This window comes from Streptomyces sp. NPDC046925 (genome assembly GCF_040644915.1).
GTDB lineage: Bacteria > Actinomycetota > Actinomycetes > Streptomycetales > Streptomycetaceae > Streptomyces.
Genome location: NZ_JBEYWZ010000001.1, coordinates 967,707 through 982,176 on the forward strand (window position 1 = coordinate 967,707; position 14,470 = coordinate 982,176).

Annotated in this window: 10 protein-coding genes and 2 tRNA genes; 8 read left to right on the forward strand and 4 right to left on the reverse strand. The window is 72.3% G+C overall.

Annotated elements, in window-relative coordinates; all coding sequences use genetic code 11:
* Positions 1-586: 586 nt before the first annotated feature.
* Positions 587-829 (forward strand): chaplin, encoded by a 243-nt coding sequence (locus tag ABZ906_RS04075; protein WP_361185326.1) that lies wholly within the window; start codon positions 587-589, stop codon positions 827-829.
* A gap of 84 nt (positions 830-913) precedes the next feature.
* On the opposite strand, the gene ABZ906_RS04080 is transcribed toward ABZ906_RS04075, so the two are convergent.
* Positions 914-2,140, reverse strand: coding sequence for a glycoside hydrolase family 64 protein (locus ABZ906_RS04080; RefSeq protein WP_361185328.1), 1,227 nt, complete (start codon positions 2,138-2,140; stop codon positions 914-916).
* A gap of 220 nt (positions 2,141-2,360) precedes the next feature.
* On the opposite strand from ABZ906_RS04080, the gene ABZ906_RS04085 reads away from it, so the two are divergent.
* Together ABZ906_RS04085 and ABZ906_RS04090 are read left to right on the forward strand one after the other, a co-directional pair.
* Positions 2,361-3,155, forward strand: a complete 795-nt coding sequence (locus ABZ906_RS04085) for a VOC family protein (protein ID WP_361377051.1) — start codon at positions 2,361-2,363, stop codon at positions 3,153-3,155.
* Between the two features lie 188 nt (positions 3,156-3,343).
* Positions 3,344-3,583 carry a WhiB family transcriptional regulator gene (locus ABZ906_RS04090; RefSeq protein WP_361185332.1) on the forward strand — a complete coding sequence of 80 codons (240 nt, stop codon included), beginning with the start codon at positions 3,344-3,346 and terminating at the stop codon, positions 3,581-3,583.
* Positions 3,584-3,621: 38 nt separating this feature from the next.
* On the opposite strand, the gene ABZ906_RS04095 is transcribed toward ABZ906_RS04090, so the two are convergent.
* Complete coding sequence (locus ABZ906_RS04095) at positions 3,622-6,093, reverse strand: hypothetical protein (RefSeq protein WP_361377054.1); 2,472 nt, start codon at positions 6,091-6,093, stop codon at positions 3,622-3,624.
* A gap of 129 nt (positions 6,094-6,222) precedes the next feature.
* Here ABZ906_RS04095 and ABZ906_RS04100 point away from each other — a divergent pair.
* From ABZ906_RS04100 to ABZ906_RS04120, 5 genes are all read left to right on the forward strand, one after another.
* Positions 6,223-6,294, forward strand: a tRNA-Glu gene (locus ABZ906_RS04100).
* Between the two features lie 30 nt (positions 6,295-6,324).
* Positions 6,325-7,728, forward strand: a complete 1,404-nt coding sequence (locus ABZ906_RS04105) for an SDR family NAD(P)-dependent oxidoreductase (RefSeq protein WP_361377057.1) — start codon at positions 6,325-6,327, stop codon at positions 7,726-7,728.
* A 2-nt stretch (positions 7,729-7,730) separates the two neighbouring features.
* The gene (locus ABZ906_RS04110) at positions 7,731-8,918 is read left to right on the forward strand and encodes a ribonuclease inhibitor (RefSeq protein ID WP_361377060.1); all 1,188 of its coding nucleotides are present in this window, start codon (positions 7,731-7,733) and stop codon (positions 8,916-8,918) included.
* A 52-nt stretch (positions 8,919-8,970) separates the two neighbouring features.
* Positions 8,971-9,043: transfer RNA gene (locus ABZ906_RS04115), tRNA-Trp, on the forward strand.
* 59 nt (positions 9,044-9,102) lie between these two features.
* The gene (locus ABZ906_RS04120) at positions 9,103-12,465 is read left to right on the forward strand and encodes a hypothetical protein (protein WP_361377063.1); all 3,363 of its coding nucleotides are present in this window, start codon (positions 9,103-9,105) and stop codon (positions 12,463-12,465) included.
* A 40-nt stretch (positions 12,466-12,505) separates the two neighbouring features.
* Here the strand turns inward: ABZ906_RS04120 and ABZ906_RS04125 are convergent, their stop codons facing one another.
* A complete protein-coding gene (locus ABZ906_RS04125; protein ID WP_361185345.1) occupies positions 12,506-13,477 on the reverse strand; it encodes an acyl-ACP desaturase in 972 nt (323 codons plus the stop codon).
* A 181-nt stretch (positions 13,478-13,658) separates the two neighbouring features.
* The gene (gene ddaH / locus ABZ906_RS04130; RefSeq protein WP_361377066.1) at positions 13,659-14,435 is read right to left on the reverse strand and encodes a dimethylargininase; all 777 of its coding nucleotides are present in this window, start codon (positions 14,433-14,435) and stop codon (positions 13,659-13,661) included.
* Positions 14,436-14,470: the final 35 nt, after the last annotated feature.

Here is a 14,470-nt window from a genome sequence, read left to right on the forward strand (position 1 = left end):
CTCTCCGGTTGTGTCCGGATCGCGTCCCGGCCCTGCGGGCTCGCTTTTCCGGTTGTGGCTGGGGCGGCTGCGGGGTTGTCCGGGCTCGTCTCTCCGGTTGTGTCCGGATCGCGTCCCGGCCCTGCGGGCTCGCTTTTCCGGTTGTGGCTGGGGCGGCTGCGGGGTTGTCCGGGCTCGTCTCTCCGGCTGTGCCCCGCTCGCGTCCCGGCCCGCCCGGCCACCCACTTGTCCGGCGGCGCACGGCTCGTCTCCCGGGTCCTCCCGGCCCGCCTCTCCCGCGGTCCCCGGCGCGCTTCCCGGGCCCGCCCGGCCCGCCCGGCCGCCTCCCGGTGGGGGCTGCTCTGCTCGGAGGGGCAGGAGGCGCGGGCCTCGCGTGTTACGGATGTGCCGGGGTGCGGGGCAGCCCCCCGTTCCGCGCTGATCCGGGCTCCCCTCCTGCCCCCTGCCCCGCTTCTCGCGGCTCGGGATCAGCTGTTTATCCCACTAACGGGTGTCCTCTTTCCCCCGCACGGACCATCCGCGTTTTTGTCCCGCGGTGATCGGGCGAGGCTCGGTTCAGCACTTCCCCTCATCCGGAGGTAACACCATGCGCAAGCGCGCAATCCTGGCAGCAGCCGCCTTCGCCGCGGTCACCGTCATCGGCGGGGCCAGCACCGCCGCCGCCGACCCCGGCCCCGGCGCCAACGCCGAGGGCGTGGCCGCGAACTCGCCCGGCGTCCTCAGCGGCAACCTCCTCCAGGTCCCCGTCGACATCCCGGTCAACGTCTGCGGTGACTCCATCAACGTCCTCGGGGCGCTGAACCCGGCCACGGGCAACACCTGCAAGTAGCTCCGCCGAAAAGCCGCAACGCCGCACCGCCCCGTCGCGACCAGCGCGCGACGGGGCGGTGCGGTGTCGGTCGTGGCGGGGAGGCTACGACCCGACGCTCACGGTGAACCGTCGCGGGTTGCCGTCGTGCGCCGCACCGGACACGTCGGGCTCGCCGTCCGGCCGGACGTCGTCGTACGGGAAGGCGTACCCGATGGGCGAGTTCGCGTGGACGATACGGGACCAGTGGTTGGTCACGTCACCCTTGTAGTAGTCCCCCGCGCCGGCCCCGTTCGGCTGCTCCGGGTGCGACAGCATGATGCTGCGGTTGAAGCCCGCCGCGAGCCGCGCGAGCAGCCCCTTCTTGTCGTCGGGGTCGTCGGGGTTGTTGGCGAAGGGGCCGTGGTTGCAGGTGAAGATGTCCTTCGACGTCGGCTTCGAGAACGTGTGCCCGCCGTTGAAGGTCAGCGTGTCGCCGCTCACCCGGCCGGTGAACACACCCCGGCCGCCCTGGAGGTCGATCTTCAGGTCGGTGCCGCCGTACTTCTTCCACGCCTCGTCGATGTAGCCGTCGAACACGTCCCTGAACGGCATCTCGTTCGGGCGGTCGAAGTACGGGGCCATGAGGTTCTGCGGCGAGATGACCCGCAGGACCTTGTCGCCGTCGCCGCGGATCACCAGGTCGCCCCAGGGCTGCCCGTCCTTGGCCTCCTGGGCGGCGAGGTCGGAGGCGATCTTGTCGACGGCTCCATCCGGCAGCGGAGCCACCGTGTGCTTCTCGTCCCCTTCCAGGGTCAGGCCGATGGGCAGGGCCGTGACGAGGTCGACGTAGCTGATGTTGGAGTACAGCTGCTCGGTGTTGAAGGTGAACTCGCAGAACGACCAGGTGCGCCCGTAGTTGGGGTCCTCCTTGGTCGCGAACGCGGGCTCGACCAGCGACGGGCCGGGGTTGAGGAAGAAGTCCAGCTTGTCGTCGCGCACGAAGTAGACGCGCGCGCCGTACATGTGAGGCAGCGTCAGGACCTTCGGCTCCGAACCCGCGGCACCGAGCGGAATCGCGCAGTCGACGGGCAGCGGGGTCTCGGGGGCAGAAGGCGAGTCGGGACGGTAGACACCGCCGTCCGGCTTCAGCAGGACCCAGCGGTCGGTGCCCTCCTCGTGTCCGGTGACGTAGGCGTTCACCTTGCCCGGCAACGACTTGTTCTGCAGGGCGATTTCACAGGTCGCGGGGGCTGCCTTGGCGCCGGGGCTGAGGGCGCTTCCCCAGAGGGGATAGGTGAGGGCTCCGGTGGCACCGGCGGCAGCGGACAGGAACACTCGACGCGATATCACGGAAGAACTCCCGGGATGTGGGGGGATGTTGTGCAGCCGTGGGGGGTGGCTGGCGTTGTGGTGCGACCACTGTCGCGTCGGCGTATTCGGGCGTCAAGAGTTGTGGCTGAGAGCGCTCTCAAAATCCCGTTTCCTTCACAAGGTGGCAGCGGGCGCGCACTGTCAGTGCCGGGTGCAAGACTCGGGAGGACGGAAGAGAGATGCGACAAAGGAGTCGATCATGCTCAATACCCGTTATGTCGCGGGAGCCCCCTCGTGGGTCGAGCTCGGCACCCCGGACCCGGACGGCGCCCATGCCTTCTATCGCGCGCTCTTCGGCTGGGAGTTCCGGCCGGGCGGCGCCGAATTCGGCGGATACGGCATGTATCAGGCGGACGGCAAGACCGTGGCGGGCGCCATGACCGTCACCGCCGATCAGGCCCCTCCCGCCTGGACGCTCTACTTCAAGACGCCGGACGCCGAGGCGACGGCCAAGGCGGTCGAACAGGCCGGCGGCGCGACGGTGTACGCGGCGATGGACGTCGGCGACCTCGGTCGCATGGCCGTCCTCAGGGACGACCAGGGGGTCGGTTTCGCCGTGTGGCAGCCGGGCACGCTCAAGGGCCTCGACCTGGTCGACGCGCCGAACAGCCTGTGCTGGACCGAGCTCTACACCCCGGACATCAAAGCCGCCCGGGAGTTCTACGGCTCCGTGTTCGGCTGGGGCACCTCCACCCAGGCCTTCGAGGGCGGTTCGTACACGATGGTGCACCCCGCGGGCGGCACCGAGGACGACATGTTCGGCGGCGTGTGGCCGCTCTCCGACGCCCCGGAGGAAGCCTCGGCGGGGGCGTACTGGACCCCGTACTTCCAGGTGACCGACATAGACGCGGTGCTCGCCGAGGTCGAGCCGGCCGGGGGCACGGTGCGGGTGGCGCGCATGGACCTCGCGGGCGTCGGCAGCTTCGCCAAGCTCGCTGACCCGTCGGGGGCGCGGTTCGCGCTGATGCAGCCGGAGGCGCCGAGCACCGGCTGAGGAACCCGCGGCCGGACGGGACGGGGCGCGAGGCCGCAAACGGACCCGTCCCGTCCGGCACATGAACGGCCCGCCCGCGTTTCGCCCGCCAACGCCATGGGCAGGCAGCAGGAGCCCGAAACAGCGCACGTCGCAGCGTTGATCGTTCGTTGATCCCTTGTTTCGCGCGCCCTGCCAGCATCGGTCGCATGCAGATCCACATGACAGCCGAGCCGGAACTCGCCTGGCAGGAGCAGGCCCTGTGCGCCCAGACGGGAGCAGACTTCTTCTTCCCCGAACCGGGCAGCTCCGTGCGCGAGGCCAAGTACATCTGCCAACTCTGCGAAATGCGCCCCGCCTGCCTGGAGTACGCCCTGGCCCACGACGAGCGGTTCGGCGTCTGGGGCGGCCTCTCCGAGAAGGAGCGGCTCCAGCTCAGGCGTACGTGACCCTGTACCTCCTCAGGCGTACGTGACCGCGAACCTCCTCAGCCGTACGTGACCGTGAACCTCCTCGTCCCCGCCGGGATGTGCACGTCGTCCCCCGTCACCGCCAGATCGCGGCCGTCCGCCGTCACCGCCCGCACCGGGCCGAACCGGCACGGGTAGACGTACCGCACGCGCTCCGGCGCCCGCGTGATGTCCACGGTGACCTTCCTGTCGTCCGCGTCATGGGTGAGCCGGTAGCCGAAGGGCGTGCCGAACAGATTCGGTGCGTCGGCGACGGCCACCGAAGCGCCGTCCGGCACCCAGTGCGGACGTATGCCCGCAGCGATGTAGAGATGCGGGTCGCGGTCCTCGTCGGCCTCGAAGAAGAGGATGTCGCGGACCAGGAGCAGATACTCCGCCGCCGCCCAGCCGTGCGGCATGTCCCCCATGTACCAAGGGCGCGAGGGGACTTCACGGTAGTCGGAGGCGATGGGGAAGGCGTGCTGCTCGTTCCACGCGCCGAGCGCCACCGCCCGCTCCTCGGTCCGCGGCAGCGAAGCGCCCATGATCCAGCCGAGCAGCGCGTCCATCCGGACGGTGTCGCCGCACAGCAGATAGGCGTGCGCCAACTGCGTCGTGAGGTAGGGGCCGTAGGCGTTCCAGGCCGCCTCGTGCCGGAAGCCGCCGGTCACGAAGTGCGCGTACATCGTGTCGAGCGTCCAGCGGGCCGCCCGGTCGATGTCCTCGCCCAGCTTGCTGCCCATGTGCAGCCGCAGCGGATGGAAGAACGCCGCCGTGCCGATCATCGTCGAGTCGAGCCTGCCGACGTCGGCGGGCCCGGTCGGGATGTACGTCTCCCACGCGCCGCGCCTGCGCTGCTCCTCCAGGACCCAGCGCACCGAGGCCGCTGTCGCCCGCTTCAGGTCGTCGAAGGCGCCCCAGAGTTCGGGCACGTCCGGGGAGCCGATCCGCTCCGCGAGCCGCGCGGCCTCGTACAGACCGGCCAGGCCCCACAGGTCGTCCCAGTAGTGCGGCTTGTCGCGCTCGCCGAGGTGCTCGGCGCTCCAGCCGCTGTGCAGCAGACCGTACTGATCACGGTTGTCGCGCAGCCACCGGGCCGCGTCGACGACGTAGGGCGTGTAGAGCTTCGCCCCGAACGACGTGGAGCGGCCGTGCGTCCGGTCGAAGCGGCCGATCGCCCACAGCGCCTGGCCGTTGCTGTCCCACTCCCGGTCGTCCCTCTCGTGCGGCCCGCCGTAGAAGCCGTACTCGGCGCACGGCCCGATCCGGCCCGCGCCGCGGTTGAACTTGAGCGGGTAGTGCGTGCCCAACTGGCGCTCGGCCAGGGCCGCGTCACCGACCAGGGAGCACGCCGTGGCCTCGACGGAGGAGTCCCGGATCCAGAAGGAGTCGTACACGGTGGGGCCGGGATGGATCTCGCCGTGGTCGGAGAGGATCAAAAGCTGCGAGCGGCACTGACGGAACTGGTCCGCCAAGTGCGCCACCGGACGCGGCAGTTCGGGCTGCACGCCCTGCGCGATCAGCTTGCCCGTCCAGAAGACGCGGTTGGCCTCCTCCAGGGCGGCGGCGGGCGTGGCCCTGATCTCCGCCAGATCGGCGCCGCCGCTGTAGAGGTCGACGGGCAGCCGTACGTCGAGCTCGAACAGCTCGTCGTCCACGATCCGGTAGGGCCAGGCGAACGCCGCGCTGCACAGCCCCGCGACCTGGTCCTGCGCTTGTACGGCGCCGTTCAGCTTGCCGCCCGTGACCAGGTCGTGGAACGCGTTGCGGGTCAGATAGGAACCGGGGTCGTACGTGAAGTCCGGGTTGCCGTACACGCCGTACTGCTCGGGAGGCGTGTCGAACACAGGACCCCAGCCGCTGTTGGTCTCCACCCTCGCCTCGTCGGGCAGATGGCGCAGATAGGTCAGGCGCCGGTCGGTGATCTGCCGGCCGTTGCGGTCGTGCCGCTGGAAGCCGCTCGGCCCGGCGGGCATGAGGGCCGCGCACAGCCAGCCCTCGCGCGGCTGCCCGGTCGCGCTGCCCACGGTCAGGCGGGTCACGACGAGGTCCCGCTGCCGGGGCCCGACGGCCGTGCCGAACGTCCGCTGCACGAACTCGGTGCCGTCGGCGGTGCGGAACGTCGTCAGGACCACCGGCAGATGCGCCGCCTCCATGCGCTGGCCGACGGCCCCGTGGGTCGTCAGCTGCGGCAGGCGCACGGCGCCGGTCGACGGTGAGTAGAAGAAGAACGACAGGCAGTACTTGTCGTAGACCGGCTCGATCTCACCCGCCTGCCCGATCAGGGACTCCTGGCGGTGATCCTTGACGCCCACCATGTGCCAGTAGCGGTACAGGGCGTTGGACGCGAAGGCCGCCTCCTTGGACTCGTACGTCCCCCGGTCGAAGTCGTCGCTCCAGCGCCGGAAGGCCGCCTGCGCCCACCACGGAACGGGGTAGGGGATCCGATCCCGTCCCGCCCAGCCTCGCCACATGACCTCGTAGAACATCCACTCGTGGGTCTGAGCCATGGGTTCCACCCCCGTGCCCACCGTTGCACCGGGGCGGGCGGTCGTAAATCCGTTCGGCGCGGCGGTCGTCGCGTGGTTAAGATCCGGTGGCGCGGGCGGGCCGGAGTCTCCTGGTCCGCGCGTGTGCGAGGTCCTGTAGAGCAGAGGCAGACTCGCCGCCTTCTCAGGGCGGATACGCCGGTTCGAATCCGGCCGGGACCACGAGCGGACAGTACGGGCGGGGCGGGGCTGATGGGTGAGAGCGGCGGGATCGGCGAGGCGGACCTCGCGGTCTTCCACGACGTGGTCGGCAGGCTCCGCGCGCTGCCGGTCGACGATCCGGTGCGGCTGCGGGCCGAGCAGGTCGCCGCTTCCTTCGCCCGCGACGGGCGGCTGCGCAGACGCAAGGCGCGCGGGGCCGAACTCTCCGCAGCCGACGCGGCCGTGATGGCGGCGACCGCCACCGGAGCCGGCGACCGCCGCGAGGACGCGCCGCTGGTCGCCGAGGGAGCCGCCGGGGTCTTCCGCAAGCCACGGCCCTGCTATGTCTGCAAGGCGTCGTATCGGCAGGTCGACTCCTTCTACCACCGGCTCTGTCCCGCGTGCGCCGCCGACAACCGCACACGGCGCGCGCTCGGCACGGATCTGAGCGGACGCCGCGCGCTGCTCACCGGCGGCCGCGTGAAGATCGGCTTCCAGCTGGCCCTGATGATGCTGCGCGACGGCGCCGAACTCCTGGTCACCAGCCGCTTCCCGCACGACACACGGCGCCGCTTCCGCGCCGTGCCGGGCAGCGAGAAGTGGCTCGACCGGCTCACGGTGCTCGCCGTGGATCTGCGCGACCCACGCCAAGTCCTGGGCCTGTGCGAGGAGTTGCGGCAGGAGGGCGAACCGCTGGACATCCTGGTCAACAACGCGGCGCAGACGGTACGCAGACCGCCCGAGTCGTACGCGGCTCTCGCGGCCGGGGAGCCGGCGGGGCTGCCTGCCGGGGCGCGTCGTGCGCCGGGGTTCCGGCCGATGCGGGCGCTGGACGCTTCCGCCGCTTCGGGGGCTTCGGGAGCGCTCGCCCTGGTCCTGGCCGAGTCCGATGCCCTGGCCGAGTCCGATGTCCCGGGCGCCGCCGATCTGCTGAGCACGGCCGACGAGGCGGGTCTGCTGCCCGATCCCTCGCCGGAGAACTCCTGGTCCGCCCGGCTCGGCGAGCTCGACCCCGCCGAGGTCCTGGAGACCCAGCTGGTCAACGCGCTCGCCCCGGCCCTGCTCTGCGACCGCCTCCTTCCGCTGCTGCTCGCCTCGCCCCGCCCCCGTACGTACATCGTCAATGTCACGGCGGTCGAGGGCCGCTTCGCGGTGCGCAAGAAGATGGCCGGGCATCCGCACACGAACATGGCCAAGGCCGCCCTGAACATGCTCACCCGTACGAGCGCGGCCGAACTCGCCCGGCAGGGCGTGCACATGTGTGCCGTCGACACCGGCTGGATCACCGACGAGAACCCCGCCCCCAAGAAGGACCGCATCGCCGGCGCGGGCTTCCGCACGCCCCTGGACGTGGTGGACGGCGCGGCCCGTATCTACGACCCGATCGTGCGGGGCGAGGCGGGCGCACCGGTCTCGGGGGTCTTCCTGAAGGACTACCGGGAGGCGGAGTGGTAGGCGTGGAGCCCGGCAGCGGGCAGTTCGCGGGCGTTCCCCCGGTCGTGCCCCGGCCCGCGGCGGAACTGGAGCCGCTGCTCGCCTGGTTGCGCGGCGGACGTCCCGCGGAGGGGCGTCTGGACTTCGCGGCGGGGACGGTGCTTCCGGACGGACGCCTCGACCTGTGCAAGCAGTCGCTCGGGGCCGACGGCGCAGCGCTGGTCGCCGACGCGCTCCGGGGTGAGGGAGCGCAAGACCGTTCTCCCGTACGTCACTTGCTGCTCGGCACGGACGGCCTCGGGGACGAGGGCGCGGCCGTCGCGGCGGATGCCGTGACCGGCGCGGCCGGTCCCACCGGCGTGGAGACGCTCTACCTGGGCTGCAACGGCATCACCGCGGGCGGCGCCTGCCGCGTCGCGGACCAGCTGCGGGCCTCGCCGCAGGTCGTGACCGGCGTCTGGCTCAAACGCAATCCGCTGGGGCCGCGGGGAGGTGCCGCCGCGGGCGAACTCATCGAGTCCGTAAGTACGTTGCGCACGCTCGACCTGGTGCAGACCGGGCTCGACGCGGCCGGAGCCGCGGTCCTCGTCGACGCGCTGCTCGCGGCGGCGGACACCGGGCGGCGCGTCGAGCGGGTCTTCCTGGGCGGCAACGCGCTCGGGACGGCGGGCGCGGTGCCGCTCGCCGAGTTGGTCGCCGGGGGCGGGGTGCGTGAACTGTACGTATCGGCGGCGGGGTTGGGGGACGGGGGAGCGCTGCTGATCGCGGACGCGCTTGAGCGTGCCCCGCGGGGTGTGCTCGAACGCCTCTCCGTCGCGAGCAACGGCATCGGGCCGCGGGGCGCCGCTCGCCTTGTCGCGGCGGCCGTGTCCGCGGGGGTGGAGCTGCTCGACCTCGGCCGGGTGCGGGCGGCGGGGGCTCTGGGTGCGGCCGACAACCGCATCGACGACGCGGGGGCCGCGGCCATCGCTGAGAGCCTTGCCGGGGCCGAGCACCGCCTGGCGCATCTGGTGCTCGGCCACACCGGGATGCGCAGCCGTGAGGCCCACCGGCTCCTTGACACCGCGGGGCGGGCCTTCTCGCCCACGCGGTTCGTCCTCGGGCAGGGCATCGCGGCGAGCGTGAAGCGACGGCTGGCGGCGTTCGCCGCGCAGGTTCCCCCGCCTTCCGTCCCGGCGGACGTCGCCGCCGTGCGGAGTGTGCATCGCTGAGGGGACCGCGCCCCTTAAGGGGCACAGCCGGAGGGTACGATCCGCAGCAAGGCGGGACGTAGCGCAGAGGTTGTCGCGCCGGTCTCCAGAACCGGAACACGCTGGTTCGACTCCAGCCGTCCCGCCCCCCCTCGGCGAAGCAATTCGCTGTCCTTGGAGCGGTCCCTGCGGGCAGAATCCGCGCATGGCACTGCCCGAGAAGACCCCCGCGCGTTATCTGCTCTCCGACCTCGAACCCCTGCCGTATCCACGGCGTCTGCGAGAGGTCGCCGAGAGCGCGCGGGACTTCGCGGCGCGCGGTGCGCTGCGGCCCGTCCTGGAGGAGCTCGAGGACGGAGGGCCGTACGAGCGCGGAGTGGCCGTCCTGCTGGCCTGCGCCGGTGGTGACGCCGAGTGGACCGGAGCGCGGATCGCCGACCCCGACTCCTTCGTACGCGGGCAGGCGCTGCGGGTGGCCCGGAGCCATGGGGTGCCGGACGCCGCGTTCGAGGCGGCCCTCGACGACGCTCCCGAAGCGGTGCGGCGGCAGTTGCTGCGGGCGATCGTCGCCGGGCACCGCACCGACCTCGCCGATCGCCTCATCGGCCCGCTGCGGCGCGACTGGGGCGACGCGGAGGCGGCCAGGCTCCTGCCGGGCTGCTCGGACCCTGTGGTGGAGCGCCTGCTTCCGGAGCTCTTTCATGCCGTACGGAGCTGGCGGCCGCTGGCGAAGCGGCACGCGGGGCCGCTGCTCGACGTGGCCGCGGCGGAGCTCGCCGCGCTGCCCGATGCACTGCGGGACGGGTGGTGGCAGCGGTACGCGGCAGGGGTCGCGTCCGCCGCGCGGACGGAACCGGAGCGGGTGCTCGACCTCCTCGAACAGTCCGCGCCCAGCGCCTTCCCGCACCGACTGGGCTCGCATCTCGGTGTCCTCGCCGACGCGGCGCCGGGACGCGTCCTGACGATCCTTGCCGGGACCTGGGGGTGGTCGCTGCGGCGCGGCGGCGCGCTCACCCCCTCCGTGCTGCACAAGCTCGCCCGCTCCGGCGCACCCGAACTCCTCGCCTACGCCCGTTCCGTGGCCGACGACTCCGGCGACCTCGCCCGGCTGATGCTCGCCCACGCGCCCGCCGAACGTGCCGCCGTGCACGCGCGGGCCGTGGAGGGGCGCGGCGCGGGGCTCGCCGACGTCGACGGGGTCATCCTCGGCGCACTGCCCCGCAGCGCCGTCGCCGACGAGGCGCGGCGGATGGCCGAACGGGCCAAGGAGCGCGGCGCGCACCGCAGTTCCGTGCTGCTCGCCGAGTCGTTCCTGCCCTGCGGAGAGGTGCGCGACCGTCTCGTGGCGGCGACCCGGCGGCCCGCCGCCGAGGACCGCGCCGAGGCGTGGCCGCTGCTGGTGCGCAACGCCGCGCGCTCCGGAGAGCAGGAGCAAGTCACCCTCGTACTCGAAGAGATGACCCGCCTGGCGAACGAGCAGGACCCCGTCCGGTCCGCCGCCCTGGCCGCGCTCGCCGAGACCGGGCCCGCCCTCTTCGGAGCCGACGCCGAACCGTTCCTCGACCGGATATCCGCGGACGCCGTCGCGGCCCGCGACTCCTCGTACGCCACCCGCAACAGCCTCAGCCGCCTGGCCGTCGCCGTCCTGCGCGAACACGCGGCGTGCGGACAAAGGGAGTTGGTGAGCTGGGCGCTGCGCACCCTCGTCCGCATCTCCGGCAACACCGGCGGCGCCGACCTCGGGCGCCTGGACCACACCCTGCGCCGCGGCCAGGAGCACGACGTGTTCGAGGCCCTGCGTCCATGGATCGAGGCCGGCGCGGAGAAGGCCGACTACAGCCTCGCCTTCGCGCTGGCCCGCGCGGTCGGCAGGCGCGCCGCCGGGATGGCGGAGTTGCAGGAACTCCTGTGGCAGGCCATCCGGTTCGGCGGCAACGCGACGGTGTCGACGGCGATCGGCCTCTGGCTGGAGCCGGCCGCGACCCGTGACGAACGCGTCGCCCGCGTCCTGACCCAGGAGCCGTCCACCGCCGTGCTCGAACCGGTCCACTCCGTCCTGAGCGCCCGCCGCACGGACCTGCTCGACCAACTCCTTTCCGACACACCGCCGTACGGGCGGTTCCTGACGAAGGGCGCGGCCTGGACCGTACCGGCCGACGCCCGTCTGGCCCGTCGCTGGCTGCCACGCCAACAGCGGGCGTTCGCACGGCAGTTGGAGCGGTCCGCCCATGACGTGGGTCTTCCGCAGTGGGCCCGCGCGGTGGCCATCGCGCGCAGTGCCCACATTCCCGGCGCCGGGGAGGAGACCGTACGCCGCTGGACCGCATCGCCCGACACCGTGCTCGCCGAGGCGGCCCTGGGCGCCCTCGCCCACACCTCCCGGCCGGGGGACGCGCTGCCCGAGCTGCTCGCGCACGCGGGCGGTGAGCGGGCGCGGGTCGCGGTGTACGCGGCGACGGGGGCCTCACGCCATGTCGCGCCCTCCCGGCTCGCGGCGCAGCTGCGGGAGGTTCTGAGCGGGCCCGGCACGAAGGTGACGAGCCGCAAGGAGGCCGCACGCCTCGCGGCCGTACGCCTTCCCGCATCCGATGCGGCAGCGCTGCTCGCCGATGCCTACGAGGCGCCGGACGCCCACCGCGACGTACGGGCGGCGTGCGTCGCCTTCGCGGGCGGGCTGCTCGGCCAGGAGCGGGTGTGGGACCTGCTGCGGGACGCCGCCGGGGGAGAGCCGGTGCTGCGGACGGCCGTGCTGCGGGTGCGGCCGCTCGACCTGGCGCGACAGCACCGCGAGCGGTACGCACGCCTCGTACGCGAGGCGGTGGGCACGGACGACGACGAAGCGGCCGCCCTCGCGCTTGCCGCACTGGCGCGGTGGGCCCCGTGGTCGCCGGACGCGGCTTCGGTACTCGCGGAGGCGACCGCGGACCTCGGCCGGCGCGCCACGTGGCAGGTCGCGGCGCGGGGCCTGGTGACGGCGGCGGCGACCGCGCCGCGCGGCGGCGAGGCGCTGTGCGGGGCGCTCGCGGCGCTCGCGGGCCCCGACGCGGGCGCGCTGCCGGACGAGCCGGACCGGGATCTGCCCGCGCGACGTCGGATCGAGTACGTGGCGCAGAGGCTGGCCGGAGGGGGCGAGACGCACCGGGAGCCCGCTGTGGCCGCGGGCGGTCTCCTGGCCGGGTACGCGGACTACGTGCCGCAGGCCGCGGAGATCCTCGTGGCGGCGCTCGACGTGGACGGGGAGCCCGACGAGGTGGGCGAGACCCTGCTCCGGCTCGCCCGGTTGCACGAGGGGCGCCCGGCGCTGGCGATGCGGTCCGCGACAGCGCTCGGTCAGCGCCTCGCGGACACGGAGTACACGGGAGAAGCAGCCTCGCTGCTACCGGTGGCGCACCGCCTCGCGGCGGCGGGCGGCCACGCGAACGGGCTGTTCGCCCTGGCGCTGACCGACGGCCTGGGCGAGCGGACGAACTGGCCCGGGCCGTGGCGGGACTTGCTCAGGTCCCTGCGGGGTCACGGCGTCCCGGACGTCCGGGACGCCGCACTGGCGGTTTGCACTTCGTACGAGTGACGCTCCACCCGCTTCTTGACCCTGCGGGGGAGGGGAGTGGCTACTTGCCCCGAGCCGCCATCCGCGCCTTCCGCGCGGCCAGCTTCTCGTCGAACTTGGAGGCTTCGGAGTCGAGCCCGTTCATGTACAGGCCAAGCTCCTCCTGCGCCTTGAGACCCTCGGGGCCGAGCCCGCCGATCTGCATGACCTTCAGGAAGCGCAGGACGGGCTGGATCACGTCGTCGTGGTGGATGCGCATGTTGTAGATCTCGCCGATCGCCATCTGCGCGGCGGCCCGCTCGAAGCCGGGCATGCCGTGTCCGGGCATCCGGAAGTTGACGACCACGTCACGCACGGACTGCATGGTCAGGTCGGGGGCGAGTTCGAAGGCCGCGCCCAGGAGGTTGCGGTAGAAGACCATGTGCAGGTTCTCGTCGGTGGCGATGCGCGCCAGCATGCGGTCGCAGACCGGGTCGCCCGACTGGTGGCCCGTGTTGCGGTGCGAGACGCGGGTCGCGAGCTCCTGGAAGGCCACGTACGCGACGGAGTGCAGCATCGAGTGGCGGTTGTCGGACTCGAAGCCCTCCGCCATGTGCGCCATGCGGAACTGCTCGAGCTTGTCCGGGTCCACGGCGCGCGAGGCCAGGAGGTAGTCGCGCATCACGATGCCGTGGCGGCCCTCCTCGGCGGTCCAGCGGTGCACCCAGGTGCCCCAGGCGCCGTCGCGGCCGAAGAGCGAGGCGATCTCGTGGTGGTAGCTGGGGAGGTTGTCCTCGGTCAGCAGGTTGACGACCAGGGCGACCTTGCCGATGTCGGTCACCTTGGACTGCTCGGGCTCCCAGGCCTCGCCGTCCTCGAACTGGCCCGGGAAGTTGCGGGCGTCGGAGAACGGGACGTACTCGTGGGGCATCCAGTCCTTGGCCACCTTCAGGTGGCGGTTGAGCTCCTTCTCGACCACTTCTTCCAGGGCGAACAGCAACCGGGCGTCGGTCCAGTCGTCCGTGCTGCCGAGTTGCGGAGAGGTGATCGTCACGGGGGCTCCAGGGGGACGGGAGTTTTTTGCGGATTACGTGCGCAGGGCTTACGCGACAGCACGAGCGGGTGCTACCTACCTACGGTGTCGTAGGTTACGTTGCCGTAGGTTAAGCCCTCCGTAAAGTGGCCGAGTCAGGGGGCCCCACGAGCCCCGCACGCCCCACCCGCCCCGTGACTGGTCAGGCGTACAGCTCTCTCAGCCGTACTGAGAGGCATGTCACACAGCCTTCGAGCTTCTCGAACTCGCCGATGTCGACTATTACCGGGTCAAAACCGAGCTCCGCGAACAGCTCCGCGCTCTTGGGCGCACTCGCCGCCAGGAGCAGTTTTGAGCCACCGAGCAGCACCACGTGCGCCCCGGGCTCCTCGGGGACCGGCAGGAAGCGCGGGAAGAGCGAAGGAGTGTCCACGAGCGGCGGAAAGCCGATGACGGTGCCGTCCGGCAGCGCCGTCACCGCCGACTTCAGGTGCAGGACCTTGGCCACGGGCACGGCCACGATCCGCGCCCCCAGCGGCTCGAAGGCGGCCCGCAGCTGCCGGACGCCGTCGGCGTTCGTGCGCCCGCCGCGCCCCACGTAGATCGTGTCGCCGACCTTCAGGATGTCGCCGCCGTCGAGGGTGCCCGGCTCCCACACCCAGTTGACGGAGGCGCCGAGCCGCGCCACCGACTCCTCCACGGCCGCCGTCTCCGCGCGCCGGGACTCGGCGCCGGGCCGGGCGATCAGTGCCACGTTGCGGAAGACCACGACCGCGTCCTCCACGAAGACCGCGTCGGGGCAGTCGTCGGCGGGCTCCACCTCGACGGTCTCCCAGCCGTGCGCCCGCAGCGTCTCGGCGTACGCCACCCACTGGTCAAAGGCGAGACCCGTGTCGACCGGGGTCCGCTCGACATGCGTGACCAGGCCTTCCGCGAGACGTGGTCCTGGCCGGCGGATCAGCGCTTTCCTGCTGGGCACGGGGTGTTCTCCGTAACGGATGCAGCGGCGGGGGC